The sequence below is a fragment of the Microbacterium sp. TWP3-1-2b2 genome, assembly GCF_049896145.1.
GTDB lineage: Bacteria > Actinomycetota > Actinomycetes > Actinomycetales > Microbacteriaceae > Microbacterium.
Genome location: NZ_JAFCTS010000001.1, coordinates 1,497,318 through 1,516,081, shown reverse-complemented (window position 1 = coordinate 1,516,081; position 18,764 = coordinate 1,497,318). Strand labels below are relative to the sequence as shown.

The 18,764-nt window shown below is 66.7% G+C and carries 21 protein-coding genes; 16 read left to right on the top strand and 5 right to left on the bottom strand.

The window, feature by feature from the left end; genetic code table 11:
- The first annotated feature begins 47 nt into the window (after positions 1-47).
- Positions 48-857 (top strand): SGNH/GDSL hydrolase family protein, encoded by an 810-nt coding sequence (locus ACP7AR_RS07615; RefSeq protein WP_426184338.1) that lies wholly within the window; start codon positions 48-50, stop codon positions 855-857.
- On the opposite strand, the gene ACP7AR_RS07610 is transcribed toward ACP7AR_RS07615, so the two are convergent.
- Positions 832-1,344 carry a VOC family protein gene (locus ACP7AR_RS07610; protein ID WP_426184335.1) on the bottom strand — a complete coding sequence of 171 codons (513 nt, stop codon included), beginning with the start codon at positions 1,342-1,344 and terminating at the stop codon, positions 832-834. The genes ACP7AR_RS07615 and ACP7AR_RS07610 overlap by 26 nt on opposite strands.
- A gap of 81 nt (positions 1,345-1,425) precedes the next feature.
- Here ACP7AR_RS07610 and ACP7AR_RS07605 point away from each other — a divergent pair, with 81 nt between their 5' ends.
- Positions 1,426-2,199 (top strand): helix-turn-helix domain-containing protein, encoded by a 774-nt coding sequence (locus ACP7AR_RS07605; RefSeq protein WP_426184333.1) that lies wholly within the window; start codon positions 1,426-1,428, stop codon positions 2,197-2,199.
- A 125-nt stretch (positions 2,200-2,324) separates the two neighbouring features.
- On the opposite strand, the gene ACP7AR_RS07600 is transcribed toward ACP7AR_RS07605, so the two are convergent.
- Complete coding sequence (locus ACP7AR_RS07600) at positions 2,325-3,554, bottom strand: APC family permease (protein WP_426184330.1); 1,230 nt, start codon at positions 3,552-3,554, stop codon at positions 2,325-2,327.
- Positions 3,555-3,591: 37 nt separating this feature from the next.
- Positions 3,592-4,065 (bottom strand): DUF4442 domain-containing protein, encoded by a 474-nt coding sequence (locus ACP7AR_RS07595; protein ID WP_426184328.1) that lies wholly within the window; start codon positions 4,063-4,065, stop codon positions 3,592-3,594.
- Between the two features lie 104 nt (positions 4,066-4,169).
- Here ACP7AR_RS07595 and ACP7AR_RS07590 point away from each other — a divergent pair, with 104 nt between their 5' ends.
- From ACP7AR_RS07590 to ACP7AR_RS07550, 9 genes are all read left to right on the top strand, one after another.
- Positions 4,170-4,520 (top strand): GntR family transcriptional regulator, encoded by a 351-nt coding sequence (locus tag ACP7AR_RS07590; protein WP_426184326.1) that lies wholly within the window; start codon positions 4,170-4,172, stop codon positions 4,518-4,520.
- Positions 4,517-5,521: a DUF1648 domain-containing protein gene (locus ACP7AR_RS07585; protein WP_426184324.1), complete on the top strand. Its 1,005-nt coding sequence runs from the start codon at positions 4,517-4,519 to the stop codon at positions 5,519-5,521. The genes ACP7AR_RS07590 and ACP7AR_RS07585 overlap by 4 nt, the downstream gene beginning before the upstream one ends.
- Positions 5,518-6,468 carry a CPBP family intramembrane glutamic endopeptidase gene (locus ACP7AR_RS07580; protein WP_426184322.1) on the top strand — a complete coding sequence of 317 codons (951 nt, stop codon included), beginning with the start codon at positions 5,518-5,520 and terminating at the stop codon, positions 6,466-6,468. The genes ACP7AR_RS07585 and ACP7AR_RS07580 overlap by 4 nt, the downstream gene beginning before the upstream one ends.
- 77 nt (positions 6,469-6,545) lie before the next feature.
- Positions 6,546-7,214: an O-methyltransferase gene (locus ACP7AR_RS07575; RefSeq protein WP_426184320.1), complete on the top strand. Its 669-nt coding sequence runs from the start codon at positions 6,546-6,548 to the stop codon at positions 7,212-7,214.
- A gap of 158 nt (positions 7,215-7,372) precedes the next feature.
- Positions 7,373-8,401, top strand: coding sequence for an NAD(P)-dependent alcohol dehydrogenase (locus ACP7AR_RS07570; RefSeq protein ID WP_426184318.1), 1,029 nt, complete (start codon positions 7,373-7,375; stop codon positions 8,399-8,401).
- A gap of 41 nt (positions 8,402-8,442) precedes the next feature.
- Positions 8,443-9,348 (top strand): carbohydrate ABC transporter permease, encoded by a 906-nt coding sequence (locus ACP7AR_RS07565; protein ID WP_426184316.1) that lies wholly within the window; start codon positions 8,443-8,445, stop codon positions 9,346-9,348.
- 11 nt (positions 9,349-9,359) lie between these two features.
- Positions 9,360-10,277 carry a carbohydrate ABC transporter permease gene (locus tag ACP7AR_RS07560; protein WP_426184314.1) on the top strand — a complete coding sequence of 306 codons (918 nt, stop codon included), beginning with the start codon at positions 9,360-9,362 and terminating at the stop codon, positions 10,275-10,277.
- A 47-nt stretch (positions 10,278-10,324) separates the two neighbouring features.
- A complete protein-coding gene (locus ACP7AR_RS07555; RefSeq protein WP_426184312.1) occupies positions 10,325-11,713 on the top strand; it encodes an ABC transporter substrate-binding protein in 1,389 nt (462 codons plus the stop codon).
- Positions 11,710-12,459: a glycerophosphodiester phosphodiesterase gene (locus tag ACP7AR_RS07550; RefSeq protein ID WP_426184311.1), complete on the top strand. Its 750-nt coding sequence runs from the start codon at positions 11,710-11,712 to the stop codon at positions 12,457-12,459. Before ACP7AR_RS07555 ends, ACP7AR_RS07550 begins: the two co-directional genes overlap by 4 nt.
- Before the next feature lie 54 nt (positions 12,460-12,513).
- On the opposite strand, the gene ACP7AR_RS07545 is transcribed toward ACP7AR_RS07550, so the two are convergent.
- Positions 12,514-13,212 (bottom strand): MgtC/SapB family protein, encoded by a 699-nt coding sequence (locus ACP7AR_RS07545; RefSeq protein WP_426184308.1) that lies wholly within the window; start codon positions 13,210-13,212, stop codon positions 12,514-12,516.
- Between the two features lie 10 nt (positions 13,213-13,222).
- Positions 13,223-13,915, bottom strand: coding sequence for an HAD-IA family hydrolase (locus tag ACP7AR_RS07540; protein ID WP_426184306.1), 693 nt, complete (start codon positions 13,913-13,915; stop codon positions 13,223-13,225).
- Positions 13,916-14,003: 88 nt separating this feature from the next.
- On the opposite strand from ACP7AR_RS07540, the gene ACP7AR_RS07535 reads away from it, so the two are divergent.
- The 5 genes from ACP7AR_RS07535 (at position 14,004) to ACP7AR_RS07515 (ending at position 18,763) form a co-directional block, all read left to right on the top strand.
- Entirely contained in the window at positions 14,004-14,933 is a 930-nt protein-coding gene (locus ACP7AR_RS07535; RefSeq protein ID WP_426184304.1) for a sugar-binding transcriptional regulator, read from the top strand.
- Positions 14,934-15,025: 92 nt separating this feature from the next.
- Positions 15,026-16,306 carry a phosphopyruvate hydratase gene (eno, locus tag ACP7AR_RS07530; protein WP_426184302.1) on the top strand — a complete coding sequence of 427 codons (1,281 nt, stop codon included), beginning with the start codon at positions 15,026-15,028 and terminating at the stop codon, positions 16,304-16,306.
- A 34-nt stretch (positions 16,307-16,340) separates the two neighbouring features.
- Complete coding sequence (locus ACP7AR_RS07525; RefSeq protein ID WP_426184300.1) at positions 16,341-16,877, top strand: septum formation initiator family protein; 537 nt, start codon at positions 16,341-16,343, stop codon at positions 16,875-16,877.
- Between the two features lie 54 nt (positions 16,878-16,931).
- The gene (locus tag ACP7AR_RS07520; protein WP_426184298.1) at positions 16,932-17,453 is read left to right on the top strand and encodes a DUF501 domain-containing protein; all 522 of its coding nucleotides are present in this window, start codon (positions 16,932-16,934) and stop codon (positions 17,451-17,453) included.
- Positions 17,450-18,763 (top strand): S8 family serine peptidase, encoded by a 1,314-nt coding sequence (locus ACP7AR_RS07515; RefSeq protein ID WP_426184296.1) that lies wholly within the window; start codon positions 17,450-17,452, stop codon positions 18,761-18,763. The genes ACP7AR_RS07520 and ACP7AR_RS07515 overlap by 4 nt, the downstream gene beginning before the upstream one ends.
- The last annotated feature ends 1 nt before the right edge of the window (position 18,764 follow it).

The following is an 18,764-nucleotide window of genomic DNA, read 5'->3' as shown; positions in this document are numbered from 1 at the left end:
CGCCGGCGTTCACGCCACGTTCATTCCCGCGCGGTGTGATGGTACGCATGGCCCGGGTGCGCATCTCGATCGCCGTGGCGACGGCGGTGGCTTCGGCGATCGTGCTGGGAGGACGTTCGCTGCTCGTCCACCAGGCAGCGATCGCGCGGCGACGCATCGGAAAGCCGCTCGGTGAGCAGTCTCTGGTCGCCGACCGGGTGTGGAAACGGGCGTTGGACGGTCGACCGATCGAACTGCTGCTGCTGGGGGACTCGCTTGCTGCCGGCCTCGGTGCAGAGCACCGCAAGGAGACGCTGGGCGGACGCATGGCCAAAGGCCTGGCGAAGCGGATGCAGTCCCCGGTGCGGTTGCGCACCGCGGCGGTCGTCGGCTCGGAATCGTCCGCGCTCGCCGGTCAACTCGATGCGCTTCCCGACGACTACCGCGCCGACGTCGCCGTGATCGTGGTCGGCGGCAACGACGTCACGCACACGGTCTCGCCGTCGGCAGCGGCCGAGCGATTGGAGCGGGCGATCATCCGGCTGCGCGACGCAGGCACCCTCGTCGTCGTCGGCACCTGCCCTGACCTCGGTACGCTCCAACCGGTGCCGCAGCCGTTGCGGGCCCTGCTGTCGCGGATGTCGCGCCGTCTCGCACTGGAACAGACGAAGGTCGCGTGGCGCACTGGCGCCGTTCCGGTCGACCTGCGACAGGTGCTCGGTCCGACATTCCGCGACCTGTCGGACGAGATGTTCAGCCTCGACAGGTTCCATCCCAGCGCCGCGGGCTATCGCGCCACAGCCGATGCGCTGCTGCCGGCCGTGGTCACGGCACTCGAGTCGCGCGGTGAACTCACGCGTCTGACTGGCTCGCGCTGAACGATGCGGCCCATTTCTCCACGCGCTCGGCGCTCTCCTCTGGGCTGAGGTCCTCGATGCGGCTCATCAGCGACCAGCGGACGCCGAAGGGATCGCGGATGCTCGCGAAGCGGTCTCCCGATACGAAATCAGACGGCGCCTCCCGCACGGTCGCTCCCGCTGCCTCGGCGCGCGCGCAGACCGCGTCGACGTCGGGCACATACAGGCCGAGTGAGTAGCAGTCGCTCTCACCCGCGGGCGCGGGAACGAGGTGGTAGTCCGGGCTCGGTTCACCGACCTGGAGCAGCCCGAATCCGAAATCGAGATCGGCATGGACGACGAGCCCGCCCATCTCGGTGACGTCGATGACCGTCGCGCCGAAGACATCGCGATAGAACTCGATCGCGCCGGCCGCCCCGACGATCGCGAGGAACGGGGTGAGGGAGGTCGCGTTGTTCGGGCGACCGTTCGTGGTGTGGGTGCCGGTGAGGCCGGAAGTCGTGTTCATGCCTTCACGCTACGAAGCACGTCCGGGATGGCGCTTGGAGATTCACGACATGTTGTCTGATGCCGTGGCTATCGTCAGAGCATGATCGACGCTCAACGGGGGATCCTGTACCCGGCGCGGATGCCGGAGTTCCACCGGCTGCCGCCGCCGACTCAGGCCGAAGAACTCGTCGAATGGTTCTGGATCCCCGAGTGGAGCATCGAACCCGGTCGCACGTCGCGGCAGCATGTCGTCGCCTATCCTGCACTCAACCTCGTCATAGAACCGGGCGGCATCGAACTCGTCGGTGCTTCCACCAAGGCGACGCATCGCGATCTGGTCGGTCGAGGATGGGCGGTGGGCGCGCTGCTGAAGCCGGCGTCGGTTGTGGCACTCGTCGACGATCCGTCCGCGCTCCGTGACGATTCGATGCCTTTCGATGCTCCGGATCTGCTCGCAGCGGTGACGCAGGAGATGGTGTCCGGCGCTGAGACGCACCGCGAACGTGCGGCACAGGCGTTCGCCGACTGGCTCGTCGAGAAGATCGGACAGGTGGCACCGGCCGCCCGGCAGGCGAACGAGATGGCGGCGCTCCTGATGGCCGATGCCACGATCACCCGCGCTGAGGATGCAGCGGCGCGCCTGTCGATGTCGCTGCGCACGCTGCAGCGCCTCGCACACCGTCATGTGGGGCTGCCTCCCGCCGCGATGATCCGTCGTCGACGGTTGCAGGAGGCAGCGCAGCGGGTTCGTGAGCAGCCTGACATCGATCTGTCGACGCTCGCAGCCGACCTCGGCTATGCCGACCACTCTCATCTCACGAACGACTTCCGCACCGTGCTGGGCATCGCTCCGAGCACCTATCGGGCGTCCTGACCGCCGCCGACCTGCCGACATGCCGGGTGTGCCTGCACACTTGCAGGGCGATCGTACGGATGCAGGGCCATTCGCCGGTGTGTCGCCCTGCATCCGTGTTCCGACCCTGCAGGTGTGCGAGCCGCTCACCGACGCAGGGCCCGCAGCCGCAGCATCCGGTACACCACCCCGATGATCACGACGCCTGTGCCGATCAGTGTCGCGAGGATCGGCAGCGTGTTCACCAGCACCAGGCACCCGAGCACGCCGAGCACCTGCAGAGCCCGCGGGTAGCGACGAGCCGAGCCGGACTGCCGGAACGCCGCGGCATTCGCGATCAGGTAGTACAGCAGCACACCGAACGATGAGAAACCAATCGCACCCCGCAGGTCAGCGAACAGCACGATGAGTATGACGATGAGGGCGATCGCGATCTCTGCGCGATGGGGCACCTTCCAGCGCGGATGCACGGTGGCGAGGAAGCGCGGCAGGTCGGATTCTCTCGCCATCGCGAGCGTCGTGCGGCCGATGCCGGTGAGCAGGGCCAACAGCGCGCCCAAGGACGCCGCAGCCGCCGCCACTCGTACGACGGGCGCGATCGCCGACCACCCGGCTTGTTCCACGACCGCGGCGAGAGGCGCCGTGGTCGAGGCGGCATCCGCACCGAGCGTGAGCAGCACGATGATGGCGACGAGCGCGTAGACGATGACCGCACCGGAGAGCGCGAGCACGATCGCTCTGGGAATGGTTCGTGCGGGGTCGATGACCTCTTCGCCCATCGTGGCGATGCGCGCGTAGCCGGCGAATGCGAAGAACAGCAGCCCCGCGCCCTGCAGGACGCCGTACGCAGTGAGGTCAGGAAGAGGAACAGGCGATGCCGTCGGTGCGGCGTCGAACCCCGCGGCGACAACGATGGCGAGCCCGACCAGCGACGATACGACGAGGACGCGGGTGAGGAGGGCCGTGCGCGTCACACCGAAGCAGTTCACGGTGGCGAGGGCCGCGACGGCGGCGATCGCGACGGGCACCTGCCAGCCCGCCGGCGCGGCGTACGCGGCGAAGGTCAGCGCCATCGCGGCGCAGCTCGCGATCTTGCCGATCACGAAGCACCAGCCTGCGATGAATCCCCACCATGGGCCGATCTCGGCGCGTGCGTACGCGTAGGTGCCGCCGGAGACAGGATGCACGGCGGCCAGCTGTGCAGACGAGGTGGCATTGCAGAACGCGACGACCGCGGCGATCGCGAGCGCGACGAGCAGTCCGGAGCCGGCCACCTCGATCGCGGGCCCCCACACCGAGAAGACGCCGGCCCCGACCATTGATCCAAGCCCGATGGAGACGGCATCCGTGAGTGTCAGGCGACGTGCGAGTTCCACCCGGTCATCGTGGCACGCGATGGTGAACAGATGGGGTTCAGGGTTGGCGCGCCGCTGTGACGCGCTTCTTCTCACGGATGTAGACCTCGCGACGCACCTTCGCGACGATGTCGCCCTCGTGGTCGGTGATCACGGTATCGAACCACTCGAGCACCTTCGCGCCGTCTCGCGCGCGCTCGCGGAGCTCGGCTGTCTTCTCGGGCGAGACGTGGAACTCCGCGGTGAGCACGCCGCGGCCCGGCTTGACGAACTCGATCTCACCGCGGGTGTCCCACACGACGTAGTCGCGGCCGAGCTGGTGCATCACGAGCATGAAGAAATACGGGTCGGTCATGGCCGACATCGAGCCGCCGAACGCCGTCTTGACGTAGTTGCGGGTGATCAGGTTCACGTGCAGTTCGACGGTCGCGTGCGTCCAGTCCGCGCTGAAACGACGGATGCGGATGCCGCTGAACAGGTTCGGAGCCCACAGGCTCATTCCCAGGGCGAGTCGACGAGGAGTGATGCGCATGACGCCAGTGTGGCGCAGCCGACCACGCCCACAAAGCAGGGTGGAGAGTTGCCACAAGTGTTCTAGTTGAACTAGAATTACCCTAATTGAGGGAGAAGGTCGAAGTGCTGATCAGAATCGATGCGGAGAGTTCGCGGCCGTTGTTCGAGCAGGTCGCGTCATCCGTGCGGGGGGACATCCTCGCCGGGCGCCTCGTGCCCGGAGATCGACTGCCTTCGGCCCGCGAAGTCGCGGAGGCGCTCGACATCAACCTGCACACCGTCCTGCGTGCCTACCAGCAACTGCGCGACGAGGCGCTCATCGACCTTCGTCGGGGCAGGGGAGCCGTGGTGTCGGCTTCGGCCGCACCTCTCACCGAACTGGCCAGCGACGTAGCAGCGCTCGTGCAGCGGGCCTCTTCGCTCGGAATCTCACCCACCACTCTCGCCGCCCTCGTCACGGAGATCGAATCATGAACACAGCCGTCGCCATCAACTCCGACCTGCGACGCGCTCGTCGCGCGTTCGCGTGGGTCGGTCTCATCGCGCCGATCCTGATCGCGTCTGCAAGCGTCGCGCTCATGCTCGCATGGTTGCCTGATCTGCCGGATCGGATCACCACGCATTGGGGTCCGGAAGGGCCGGACGGCTACGCAGCACCGGTGATCCTCGTCTGGATGCAGTTCGGCATCGGCCTCGCGGTTCCGTTGCTGATCAGCGTTCCCATACTGCTCATGATGCGCAGCGCGTGGGGTCCCGTCTGCCGATTCCTTGCGGCGATGTCGCTCGGTATGGCCGGGTTGATCGCGATCGCCTCTGTCGGATCGGTGGCGGTGCAGCGAGAGTCGGTCGACGTCGGCTTCGGCATCGGGCCGGTCATCGCGATGGGCTTGACGGCGATGGTGGTGTTGGGCGTGATCGGTTGGTTCGTGCAGCCGAAGGTCAGCGTGTCGTCGGGCCCGGATGCGGGTCCCGTGGCCCAGCTGCGGCTGCAGCCGGGGGAGCGGGCCGCATGGTTCGCCGCCGTGGCCATGTCGCGTGCGGCGGTCATCATCCTCGTCTCGGCCGTGCTGCTGCTCATCGTCACGACGGTGTGGGTCGCGATCCTCGAGCCGTCCGTCTGGTGGATCTGCGCGATCGTGACTGTCCTGCTGGTCGCCCTGATCTCCGTGACGCTCGTCTTCCGGGTGCGGGTCAACAGTGCAGGTCTCAGAGTGCGGTCGGTCGCGGGCTGGCCGCGCTGGGACATCGCCGCATCCGAGATCACCGACGTGAAGGTCGTGCAGGTGAACCCGCTGGCCGAGTTCGGCGGATGGGGCCTGCGCATCGCCGCTGACGGTCGCATGGGTGTCGTGCTTCGCGCCGGTGAAGCGCTGCAGGTCACGCGCACCACGGGGCGCGCGTTCGTCGTCACGATCGATGATGCTCGCACAGCTGCGTCTGTCCTGATCACCGCAACGAAGGGGAGCACCTCATGATCCGCATCCGCCCTACCGCCACGATCGCGTTCATCCTGCTCGCCTGCGGCCTGGCCTGGATCGTCGCCCTGCCGCTGTGGCTGAACGGCGGACTGGCCAATCCTCTCACCGGCGTCGTCATCCCGGTCATGATGTACACGCCGGCCCTCGCCGTACTGATCACCATGCTCGCGTTGCGGCCGGTGCCGAAGGGAGAGCGTCTTCGGTTCCTCGGCATATGGCCGCTGCGCCCCGCGAAGCGCGTGGTGTGGATGACGGTGCTCGGGCTCTTCGGCCCGATCGTGCTCACCGCGCTGTCGATCGCAGTGGCCGCTCTATGCGGCTGGGTGACGTTGGATCTCGTCCACTTCTCCGGGTTCGCGGCGCAGCTCGAATCATCGCTGCCTGCCGGGCTCCCGGCTCCGCCCGCTGTGATCGTGATCGTTTCGCAGTTGGCGTTGATCCCGCTCGCTGCCGCGACGATCAACGCGGTGCTCGCGTTCGGTGAGGAGCTCGGCTGGCGTGGTTTCCTCCTCCCGGCGCTGCGCCAGTACGGTACGTGGTCCGCGTTGCTCATCAGCGGCATCGTGTGGGGTCTGTGGCACTCGCCGCTGATTCTGCTCGGCTACAACTTCGGCATCACTGATCTCACCGGGGTGCTGCTGATGACGGCAGGCTGTGTCGCGTGGGGTGTGCTGCTCGGCTGGCTGCGGCTGCGGTCGGCATCGCTGTGGCCGGCGGTGTTCGCGCACGGGGCCATGAATGCGGGAGGCGGGATGATCGTCTGGGTCCATGCGGCCGGGACGAACGTCGACCTGGCGCTCGCCGGAATGCTGGGAGCAGCCGGGTGGATCACATGCGCGCTGGTCGCGGTCGTGCTGGTGCTGACCGGGCAGTTCCGACGGCAGCCAGAACTGGATGGTGCGGTGGGGCGGATGCTGTCTGCGCCGCGACGGATCGGCGAATGAGGAACATCCTTACCGAACCGCTCCCTTGATGGCGCGGAGACCTTGACGCCAGGGAGCCGTGGGAGTTGGGTGGAGCCATGGCTGAATCGACCGCCGAGAACTGGCGCCGCGCAGACGAGTACCTCGCCGAGACCCTTGTCGGGCACGACTCAGCGCTGGAGGCAGCGCTCGCATCGCAGCGTGCCGCCGGCCTCCCTGACATCGAGGTGGCCCCTGTCAGCGGCAAGCTTCTGAACCTCCTCGCCCGAATGAGCGGCGCACGCAGAGTGCTTGAGATCGGCACGCTGGGTGGCTACTCCACGATCTGGCTCGCACGGGCGGTCGGTGAAGGGGGCACGGTGACGACGATCGAAGCCGAGCCTGCGAACGCATCCATCGCCCGAACGAGCATCGATGCTGCAGGTGTGGGGGAGCGCGTCGCGATCCGGATCGGACGCGGCGCCGACGTACTGCCGACTCTCGAGGGCTCCGAGCCGTTCGACCTCGTCTTCATCGACGCCGACAAGGAGTCGAACACCGTCTACCTCGATTGGGCGGCGCGGCTGGGGCGCCCTGGAACGGTGATCGTGCTCGACAACATCGGCAGGGAGGGCGAGATCGTCCGCGACGACACGACCGACCCGCGAGTGATCGGTACGCGTGAGGGGCTCCGCATGCTCGGGGAGGATCCTCGCTTCGACGCGACGGCGTTGCAGACGGTCGGTATCAAGGGCTGGGACGGTGTGGCTCTTGCCGTCGTGGTCTGAACGACAGATGTATTGACGCTTCACTCTGCGTGAATTCTTGCTCCTATGTGATTGCACCGTGCTCCTTTGAGCGCTGCCGTTTCTCGCGTGTGTCATCCGGTTAGCGTGACTTCTGATCACGAACGGGCGCTTCGGCGCCTGACGGAAGGACACCAACGATGGCGAATCTCGCAGCGGTCATGCCCGCTCTCGGATCGATCGATGTGCAGGAGGTACCGCGTCCCGATCCGCTCCCGGGCCAAGCGGTTGTCAGGATCGAAGCCGTCGGCATCTGCGGGTCGGACACGGCGTACTACCGCGTGGGATACATCGGGGACTGGAAGGTCGACGGCCCGATCATCCTCGGCCACGAGGCTTCCGGCACGGTCGTCGCGACCGGCGAGGGCGTGACTCACGTCGCGGCCGGCGATCGCGTCGCCATCGAACCAGGAACGCCATGCCGCAACTGCGAGGAGTGCCTCGCCGGACGGTATCACCTGTGTCCGGACTTCATCTTCCTCGCGACTCCGCCCTATGACGGCGCGCTCGTGCAGAACCTCGCGATCGATGCACGCAATCTGTTCGCGATTCCCGATTCGATGTCGTTCGAGGCGGCGGCGTTGTGCGAACCGCTCTCCGTCGGCCTGTGGGCGTGCCGCCGCGCCGGGCTCGTCCCCGGAGACCGGGTGCGCGTGACAGGCGCCGGGCCCGTCGGAATCCTCGCCGCACAGGTCGCCCGCGCAGAAGGCGCTGCCGACGTCGTCGTCTCCGACATCTCGGACTTCCGCCTCGGCGTCGCGGAACGACTCGGCTTCCGCACCGAGAAGGTGGGCGAGGTGCCCGAAGGGCCCGGTCACGAGGACGCCGACGTGCTGCTCGAGTGCTCCGGCGCACCCGGCGCTCTCGCGCAGGGGCTCTGGCGACTGCGCAACGGCGGGCGCGCCGCAATGGTGGGTCTGCCGAAACAGGACGTCAGCCTGGCGCTTTCTCGGCTGAACGTCAAAGAGATCTCGATCGCCCTCGTCAACCGCTACGCCCACACCTGGCCGACCGCCATCGCTTTCGTCTCGAGCGGACGCGTCGACGTCGAGTCGCTCGTCACTCACCGATTCGATCTTGCCGACACGGAGGCAGCCCTGACACTCGCCGCAGACGTGCCCGATTCCCTCAAGGCGGTCGTGTATCCGAACGGCATCCCCACTCGCTGATGTCCTCCACCACCATCACGCCCCCAGAGGCGCCGACCCGTGTGACTTCGAAGCGCAGCTCGCCCGCCTTCCGTCGCCGTCGTCGCCGCGGATACGCGCTCTTCGCCCTGTTCGCCTTCCCCAACCTCGCCCTCATCGCGGTCTTCGCGTACTGGCCGATCATCGAGAATCTTTACCTCAGCCTCACCAGCTGGGACTTCATCTCGCCGGAACCCTTCTTCGTCGGCTTCTCGAACTACACGGCGCTGTTCGCCTCGGAGTCCTTCCAGAACGTGCTGTGGATCACCGTCGTGTGGGTGGTGGTCGTGGTCGGAGTGAGTCTGCTGCTCGGCGTCGCGCTGGCGGCATTGTTCTCGATGAAGCTGCCCGGCACCACAGCGGTCACCGGGATCGTCTTCGCGCCGCACGTGATCTCCGGTGCCGCCATCGCTGCCGTGTGGCTGTTCATCTTCGATCAGAACTACGGCCTTGCCAGAGTGGCGTTCAACATGTTCGGCCTGGATTCCCCGGCGTGGACGACGGACGCGAACTGGGCGCTTGCGGCACTGCTGATCGTGTCGATCTGGAAGGGTGTCGGCTTCGTGGCGATCGTCTACCTGGCCGCGATGCAGGGGCTTCCGTCTGAAGTGCTCGAGGCCGCGCGGATCGACGGCGCGAACAGATGGCAGACCTTCTGCCGGATCACGCTTCCACTGCTGTCTCCGACGACCTTCTTCCTGGTGATCACCCAGACGATCAGCGCATTCCAGGCGTTCGACATCATCGCGGTGATGACCGGCGGCGGCCCGGCATCCGCAACGACGACGCTGAGCTGGTTCATCTACGACCAGGCGTTCCAGCGCTCCAACGTGGGCTACTCGGCCGCGGCGGGAACCGTCATGTTCGTGATCCTCATGATCATCACCGCGCTGCAGTTCAAGTTCATCGAGAAGAAGGTGCATTACTGATGGCCGCGATCATGACTGCACTTCAGGACCGGCCGGCCACGGACGACACGCTGAGCACCGGAGGCGTCACGTCCGGTGACCGCAAGCGGCACCGCCGCAGGGCGAGTTTCGCGCGAACTTGGTGGGGCTACCTGCTCCTGATCGCCGCAGGTCTCGCGTTCGTGCTGCCGCTGTACATCCTGGTCACGACCGCGTTCAAGACCAACGGGGAGATCTACACCTGGCCGACGAAGTGGCTGCCGTCGGAGTTCACCTGGGACAACCTCGTCGCCGCGTGGGAGCTCGCGCCGTTCGACGCCTTCATCACGAACTCCGTGATCGTCACCGTGGTCGGCGCGACGGCGAAGATCGTGCTCGCCGTTTTCACGGCGTATGCGTTCGCGTACCTGCCGTTCCCAGGGAAGAACGTGCTGTTCCTCGTCATGCTCGGCGCGCTGATGGTTCCGGGGCACGTCACACTGCTGGTGAACTACATCACCATCGGGAACATGGGGCTGATCAACACCTACGCGGGACTCATCCTGCCCGGTGTGGCATCCGCGTTCGGAACGTTTCTTCTTCGTCAGCACTTCCTGTCGCTCCCGAAAGAGGTGTTCGAGGCCGCCGAGGTCGACGGAGCCGGACATCTGCGCAAGCTCTTCTCGTTCGCGCTGCCGATGTCGATCCCCGCCGTCGCCACGGTCGGTCTGATCGCCGTTATCGACGAGTGGAACAACTTCGTGTGGCCCCTCATCATCACGAACTCGGTGAACATGCGCACCCTCCCCATCGGCCTCATGTATCTGAAGGCGAATGACGGCCTCACCTCGTGGGGTGTTCTGATGTCGGGCACCCTCGTGGTCGTGCTGCCGATGCTCGTCGTGTTCCTCTTCGCTCAGCGCTTCATCGTCACCGGTCTCACCGGCGCCGCCGCCGGCAGCGGCCGCTGATCTCACCCCTGATCTCAACAACTGCCCAACATCACAAAAGGAGAATCATGCACTTGTTCGATCGGCCTTCCTCGCCGCAGAGCAGACTCGCCTCTCTCAACATCACTCGCCGCCAGGCGCTCGCCGGAGGCCTGCTCCTGGCGAGCGCGCCCCTGCTGGCCGGCTGCTTCGGTGGAGGGGGCGGCTCCGGCACCGTCTACGGCCAGCCGAGCGGTGACACGCCCAAGCAGTACAAGGACCGCCAGCGTGTGGTGATGTGGAGCCCGTTCACGGCGCACAACGCCGAGATCCTGCAGGCGAACATCGACGCATTCAACGAGTCGCAGGAGGCGATCTTCTGCGAGGTCCAGATCTTCGAGGGCTATGACAAGGTCGAATCCAAGCTCGCGGCGAGCCTTCAGGCCAAGCAGGTCCCCGACCTGTCGGTCATGAGCGACGTCGTCTGGAACCGCTTCTACCTGAACGATGCCCTCGAGCCGCTCTCCGGGTATTTCGATGACTCGTTCGGCACGGATTCCTTCCACGAGCAGTTCCTCAAGGAGGGCACGCTCAAGGACAAGATCTGGTGGGTGCCGTTCGGTCGTTCCACACCGCTGTTCTACTTCAATCGCGACATCTTCGCGGAGGTGGGTCTGCCCGACCGTTCCCCGAAGACGTACTCCGAGTACCGCGAGTGGGGGAAGGCGCTCGCCGGTTACTCTCGCAACGGCACCAAGGTCGCCATGCGCGGCTATAGCGGCAACGACGACTGGTACTTCCAGGGATCGTCCTGGGCGTTCGGCGGCGGCTATTCCGACGGCCTTGATATGACGTTCACGTCCGACGGGACGATCAACGCACTGGAATTCGACCGTGCGTTCATCCACGACGACAAGTCCGGCTACCTCTCGGCTGACCCTGGTGGTGATTTCATCGCCGGCGCGACCGCCTCGATCACGGAATCGACCGGCGCACTCACCGGGATCGCGTCGTCCGCGGAGTTCGAGTTCGGATGCGGGTACCTCCCCAAGGAGGACGGCACCGGCGTCCCGACAGGCGGAGGAGGGCTGTCGATCCTCGGCTATGCCTCTGACGACCGCAAGAAGGCGGCCTGGGAGGTGCTGAAGTTCCTCTCGTCGGGGGATGCGGCCATCGAATGGACTCTCGGAACCGGATACATGCCCACCACGAAGGCCGCGTTGGAATCCGACAAGGTCAAGGCCAAGGCCGGCGAGAACCCCAACTACCAGGTCGCGATCGACCAGCTCGAGATCGCTCAGGGGCCGGATGTCGTGCGCAAGTTCGTGCCGGAGGCCGTGCCGGAGATGAAGGGCGCGATCCAGGCGGTGTACTCCGGCAACGCCGATGCGGAGAAGACTCTCAAGACCGTGCAGGCGAACCTGGAACCCGCGCTCGAGAAGATCCGCGCGAAGTACGACGCGAAGGTGGGTGCATGATGAGCCTGCTCATCGTCGGGCACCGCGGTGCGATGGCCCATCTGCCCGAGAACAGCCTGGCCTCGTACGCGCTCGCCGAGGAGATCGGCGTCGACGAGATCGAACTCGATGTGCGCCTCAGCAAGGACGAGCAGCTGTTCCTGCTGCACGACGCGACGCTGGACCGCACCGCAGGTGACGACTCGGCGCGCGACCTCGGGCCGGCAGCGGAGCTCACGCTCGCTCAGCTGCAGGCGGCGACGCTGGACTCGGGCAGGGGAGTGGTCACACTCGCCGAGATGTACGACGCGACGCACACCTTCATCCAGCTCGAGATCAAGGATCCCGCCGTCGTCCCGTATCTCGCCCGCTTCTTCGAAGAGCGCCCCGACGATGCCGCACGCACCGTGCTCACGGGGTTCGACGCGGATGCCGTGCGCCACGCCGCCGAGGCGATGCCGCACATCGGGCGACAGGTCATCGTCACGGAACTCGCCAAGGCCGAGGAGTTCGATGGCGGCCTCTGGGCGCTCCTGGATCATGCGAAGGTGACGCGCTTCGCCAGCGGGTTCCCCGGCCTCACGCGCGAACTGGTCGAGCAACTCCATGCTCGCGACATCGAGGTGCACGTGTGGCCGATGCGCACGATCGAGCAGATGCGTGAGGCGCTCCGCCTCGGTGTCGACGGCACGACGTCGGATGATCCGGCGCAGGCCATCGCATGGCGCGACGAGGTCCTTGCGGAGGAGGGCGTGGCTGCCCGCTGAGCGCAGCGAAAGGGGTGGGACCGCGCTCGCGGGACCCACCCCTTTCGCGCGGGATCAGTCGTCGTCATCTCCACCGGAGACGACCGACTCGACCCCGTCGATCTCGGAAAGCTGGCCGACCAGCGCGGGGAACTCCGTGAGGTCTCCGGTGAAGCGCAGGGTCAACTCGCGCAGCTTGGTGTCCTCATCGCTGCTGGCCTCTTCCAGGGCGGAGTGGTACCCCTGCCTGGCTGACATCTCCAGCACCTGCCGCAGCACGTTGTTGCCGCGGCGGTAACGGATCGTGAGGACGGGGTCGGGCACCTCCGGACTGATGAGCCTCCCGACGAACGTGAGCACACCGACAGTCAGCAGATGCAGCACGGTGGCGGCGACAGCGATGATCGGCATTCCAGCGCCGCATGCCATGCCGATCGCGGCGGTCACCCAGATGGATGCCGCGGTCGTGAGGCCGTTCACCGCGCCCCTGCGCACGAAGATGACGCCGGCTCCGAGGAAGCCGATGCCGGACACGATCTGGGCGGCGATGCGCGACGGGTCGAGGATCACCTCGGCCCCGACGACATTGCTGAACCCGTACGCCGACACGAGCGTGAAGACGGCGGAGCCGAGGCCGACCAGCGTATGGGTGCGAAGACCGGCGCTCTTGAGCTTGCGCTGTCGCTCGACACCGATGATCGCCGAGAGCAGGAAGGCGATGGCGAGCAGCGCGATCTCGGTGAGCGTGGTCTCGGAGTACAGCTCGATGAGCACGGGTGTTCCTTCAGCTGATCCGGATGAGAAGGCGATCGCCGCTGTGCTCGACGCGAATCCGCTCCAGCGAGTCGACGACGACGTGCGCGCAGCCCTCGAGCTGCGCGCGGGTGTCGGTGCCGAGCACGCCGATCACGAGGCAGCCGGCCGCTGTCGCCGAGGTCGCACCGGCCACGGTGTCCTCGAACGCGATCACGACGCCCGCATGACCGCGATCGGCGAGGTGCCGCATGCCGAGGAGGAACGGTTCAGCCGCAGGTTTGCTCTGGGTGACGTCCCCTCCGGTCACTCTGAACGCCGGTGCCGGCAGTTCGGTGGCCTGCAGGCGGGCGACGGCCACGGTCGGCGCCGCAGACGTCACGACACCCCATCGCCCCTCGGGCATGGCCTCGAGCAGTGCGTGCGCCCCGGGAAGAGATCTGAGCCGCTGCCCCGGTCGAGCCTCGATCTCGGCGAGCCGTGCTTCTGCACGCGCCTGATCGGCGACGGCGAGCCCGGATGCGCGTACGACCGCCCTCGCCGTCTTGCCATGCATGGTCGCCGACGGCGCAGGGAGGCCGTGCTCGGCGGCCCAGATCTGCCAGGCGTCCTCGACGGCGGGGATCGAGTCGACGATGGTGCCGTCCATGTCGAACAGGGCGCCGTCGATCTCGATCGGCTCTCCCCGTTGCAGAGCGGCAGCGAGGGGGGCGAGACGATTCATGCAGCATCCGTTCTTGTGTTGGCCGACGTTGCTCGACGACGCCACAAGGCTATGGCGAGTCGCTCATAAGTCGTCGTATGGTGCTCTTATGAGCAAATCGCTTCCGCTGGACCAGCAGGTACTCCATGTCTATGTCGCGCTGCAGAACCTCGCCCACGGCCGCACGGTCAACGACATCGCCGACGAGATCGGCCGCTCGCGGTTCGCGACGGCGCGGATGGTGCGCCGGGCGCGTGAACTCGGTCTCGTCGAAGTGCGTGCGACGGTCGCCGATCCCGTCGACGTCGAGCTCTCGGCCCGACTGGCGCAGCGATTCGGTCTGCAGTCCGCACTCGTCGTCGCGACGTACTCGACCCATGAGCTGAAGGTTCGTGAGGCGATCGCCTCCGTCACGGCTCGTGTGATCGTCGAGACCATCGAAGAGGACGACGTCGTCGGCTTCACTCCCGGCCGCACCCTGGTGCTGGCATCGCGAGCCATCACGCAGCTGCCGAGCGCAGACGTGGTCCAGCTCACCGGTATCGGATGGCCGAGGCTCGAGGACGGCGTGGAGGTGATCTCCAATGTCGGCCGCGCAGCGGGCGGCGCGACGTATCCGCTGTACGCACCCATTCTGATCGAGCCCGAAGCGCGCGTGATCCTCAAGCACCCGGCGATCCAACACACGCTGGGTCGCTTCGACCACGTGACGAAAGCCTTCCTCACGATCGGCGGATGGCCCAGCGCCTCGCTTCTGGCCGACCAGCTCATCGAGACAGGGGAGCTGGACGGCCTCGCCGAGAAAGGCGTGATCGCCGAGTACGGCACGTCGCTGCTGGATGCCGACGGCCGTACCGTCCCTGGCCTCGGAGATCGTTTCGTCGGCGTCTCGGAGGAGCAGCTGCGCGACATCGGTCTGAAGGTCGCGATCGGTGGCGGGGCGGGCAAGGAACGCGCGGTGAACGCCGTTCTGCGCTCAGGAATGGCGGATGTCATCATCACCGACGTGCGCTCGGCGCAGCTCGCGCTTCAGGACTGACTCGGCATGTGAACCGCGGATGCCGCGCACTAGACTGGCGGTGGATCGACGACGCTCCACCACAACCCTTTCCCTGAGCAAGGAGCACATACGTGGCACTCATCGAGGCTGTAGGCGCACGCGAGATTCTGGATTCACGCGGCAACCCGACCGTCGAGGTGGAGGTGCTCCTCGACGATGGAATCGTCCAGCGTGCTGCCGTCCCCTCTGGCGCATCCACCGGCGCGTTCGAGGCGTACGAGCTGCGTGACGGCGACAAGCGCCGTTACGGCGGCAAGGGCGTGCTGAAGGCTGTCGACGCCATCATCGACGAGCTCGGCCCGGCACTCGAGGGCGTCGAGGCGAGCGAGCAGCGCATCGTCGACGAGATCCTCATCGAGACCGACGGCACCGACAACAAGCAGCGCACCGGCGCGAACGCCATCCTCGGCGTCAGTCTCGCCGTCGCCAAGGCAGCAGCCGACAGCGCTGACCTGCCGCTGTTCCGCTACCTCGGCGGCGCGAACGCCCACGTCCTGCCCGTCCCGCTGTTCAACGTCATCAACGGCGGCTCGCACGCCGACAACGGCATCGACATGCAGGAGTTCTTCCTCGCGCCGATCGGCGCGGAGACCTACAGCGAAGCGCTGCGCTGGGGAGTCGAGACCTACCACGTCCTCAAGAGCGAGCTCAAGGCTGCCGGCTACGCCACCGGCCTCGGCGATGAGGGCGGCTTCGCCCCCGACCTGCCCAGCAACCGCGAGGGTCTCGAGTTCCTGATCAAGGCCATCGAGAAGGCCGGCTTCACGCCCGGCACCGACATCGCTCTCGGCCTCGATGCGGCCGCCACCGAGTTCTTCAACGATGGCGTCTACCGCCTCGACAACAAGGACTGGGATGCGGAAGCACTCACCGAGTACTACGTCGGGCTTGTGAACGACTTCCCGATCATCACGATCGAGGATGGGCTCGCCGAGGACGACTGGGACGGCTGGAAGGCGCTCACCGATGTGCTCGGCTCGAAGGTGCAGCTCGTCGGCGACGACCTGTTCGTCACCAACCCGACGCGTCTCGCCGACGGCATCAAGCGCGGCGTCGCCAACTCGCTCCTCGTGAAGGTCAACCAGATCGGCACGCTGACCGAGACGTTCGACGCTGTCAGCCTCGCGCATCGTTCGGGCTACACGGCCATGTTGTCGCACCGCTCAGGCGAGACCGAAGACACCACGATCGCCGACCTGGTGGTCGCGACGAACTCGGGTCAGATCAAGGCTGGTGCGCCTGCTCGCAGCGAGCGCGTCGCGAAGTACAATCAGCTTCTGCGCATCGAAGAAGAGCTCGGCGACGCCGCGGTGTTCGCGGGTCGCTCGGCGTTCCCCCGTCTCCAGGGCTGAGCGCAGCTGAGACAGAATCACGGAAGGGGGAGTCATGGCGAGACGTCCGACTCCCCCTTCTGCATCCCCTGCGAACGGGCGGTCCACCTCGGGCGCGTCGAAGACGGGCTCTCCCCGGTCATCCCGAGCCGTCGCTCGAGAGGTCGACGTGCGGGAGTGGGCCTCCGGCATCCGCCTGTCCGGATTCATGGTGATCATGCTCTCGCTCGTCGTACTCGGAGCGTGGGTTCTGGTGCCGACACTCGGCACGTACATCGATCAGCGACAGAAGATCGCCGCGCTCGAGGCATCAGTGCAGGTGAGCGCCGAAGAGATCGAAGCGTTGGAGCAGGAGCAGCAACGCTGGGAGGATCCGGCGTTCATCACCACTCAGGCCCGCGAGCGCCTCTACTACGTGAAGCCTGGTGAGGTCGTCTACCTCGTGGACAACGACCTCGACCCTTCATCGATCCCGCAGGAGCAGGCGCCGGTGAGTGACGAACTCGAGAAGACGCCTGCCGATTGGATGCCGCAGCTGCTGCGCGCGATCGCCGGAGCCGGACTCGCCCAGAACGCCGCTTCCGGTCAATGACCTCAGACCTGTCACTGAGGGATTCCACAGGGTGTACTCCCGTAGGCTGAAGGCGTGACGACACCGCCCTTCGCCCCGCCCACGTCTGCCGAGATCGACGTCGTGTCCGCTCAGCTGGGGCGTACGGCGCGCGGAGTCGTCGGCATCGCGGCACGGTGCATCTGCGGAAACCCGACCGTGGTGGCGACAAGTCCGCGTCTGCCGGACGGATCGCCGTTCCCGACGTTCTACTACTTGACGCATCCGGCGGCGACCGCCGCGATGTCGACGCTCGAAGCCACCCAGGTGATGCCAGATCTGGCGGCACTCCTCGCGGAGGACGAGGCCGCCGCGGCGGCGTACCAGGCAGCGCATGAGGCCTACATCACCGATCGCGCCCGATTCGGCGACGTTCCGGAGATCGACGGCATCTCTGCGGGCGGCATGCCCACACGTGTGAAATGCCTGCACGCACTTGCGGGTCACGCTCTCGCGGCCGGCCCCGGCGTCAATCCCATCGGCGACGCCGCGCTCGCTCGATCGTCGTGGTCGCCCGAGCGTTGCCAGTGCGAAGATCCGGGAGCCGCGACCGCATGAAGCTGAAGGCGATGCTGCGCAGCGCCGTCGCAGTCGCGGCGGTGGCGGCATCCGTTCTGCTCACCGGTGCCACTGCCACACCGACACCGACGCCGACACCAGGACCCGTTCCCGACGACCCGTCCGACCCGGTACGCGCATCCGAGTACTGGCTCGATGGAGCAGGTATCCGTGAGGCGTGGAAGACGACGCGCGGAGAAGGCGTGACGATCGCGGTCATCGACACCGGCATCGGCAAGGTGCCGTCGGTCTTCGGCGATGCTGTCGTCGACGGCACTGACGTCTCGGGCACCGGCTCGCCTGACGGACGTACTCCCGTCGGCGCCATCGACGGCGACCACGGCTCATGGGTGGCGTCGCTCGCCGCAGGTCGAGGCAAGGCCGACGGCACCGGAATGATCGGCGTGGCGCCCGAGGCGAAACTGCTCTCGGTGTCGGTGGGCTTCGGCGCCGCGGCGGCCGTGCCATTCGTCGAACAGGTACCAGAGGCCATCCGCTGGTCGGTCGATCACGGCGCAGACATCATCAACATGTCGTTCACGACCAACACGCTGGACTGGGACGAGAGCTGGGACGACGCGTTCCTCTACGCATTCGAGCACGACGTCGTGGTCGTCGTCGCAGCAGGAAACCGGGGCAGCGGAACCGACGTCATCGGCGCACCGGCCACCATACCCGGAGTGCTCACTGTCGGCGGCGTCGACCAGACCGGCACCGCCAGCATCGAAGCGTCGACGCAGGGCATCACGATCGGTATCTCGGCGCCGAGCGAAGGGCTGCGAGGCATCTCCGCGGACGGGAAGCTGGAGTGGTGGCGCGGCACGAGCGGAGCTGCGCCGATCGTCGCCGGAGCCGCCGCGCTGATCCGCTCGGCTCATCCGGAACTGGATGCTGCGAACGTGATCAACCGGATCATCGAGACCGCGCTTCCGGTGCAGGGCGTCTCCGAGCTGCCCGATCCGCTGTACGGCTACGGATTGCTGGACGCGTCAGCCGCGGTGACGGCATCCGTTCCACTCGTCGATGAGAACCCGATGGGTGATCTCGCGGAATGGGTGCGTCTCTACCGCCGTGCGGATGCCGAGCCGGCTCCCGAGCCCGAAGTCACGCCTGTGCAGGTCGAGCCGTTGCCCGCGGCGGACCCGCCGACCGAACCGGGCTCTCCGCTGCTTCCGAGCGCCGATTCACTGCGCTACGGCACACTTCCGCTCATCGCACTCACTGTGCCTGGTATTCTTATCGCGCTAGGCGTCACCGCTGCTGCCCGGCGCATCCGATCGGCGCGCAAGCAAAGCACGCCAGCCCCCTGAC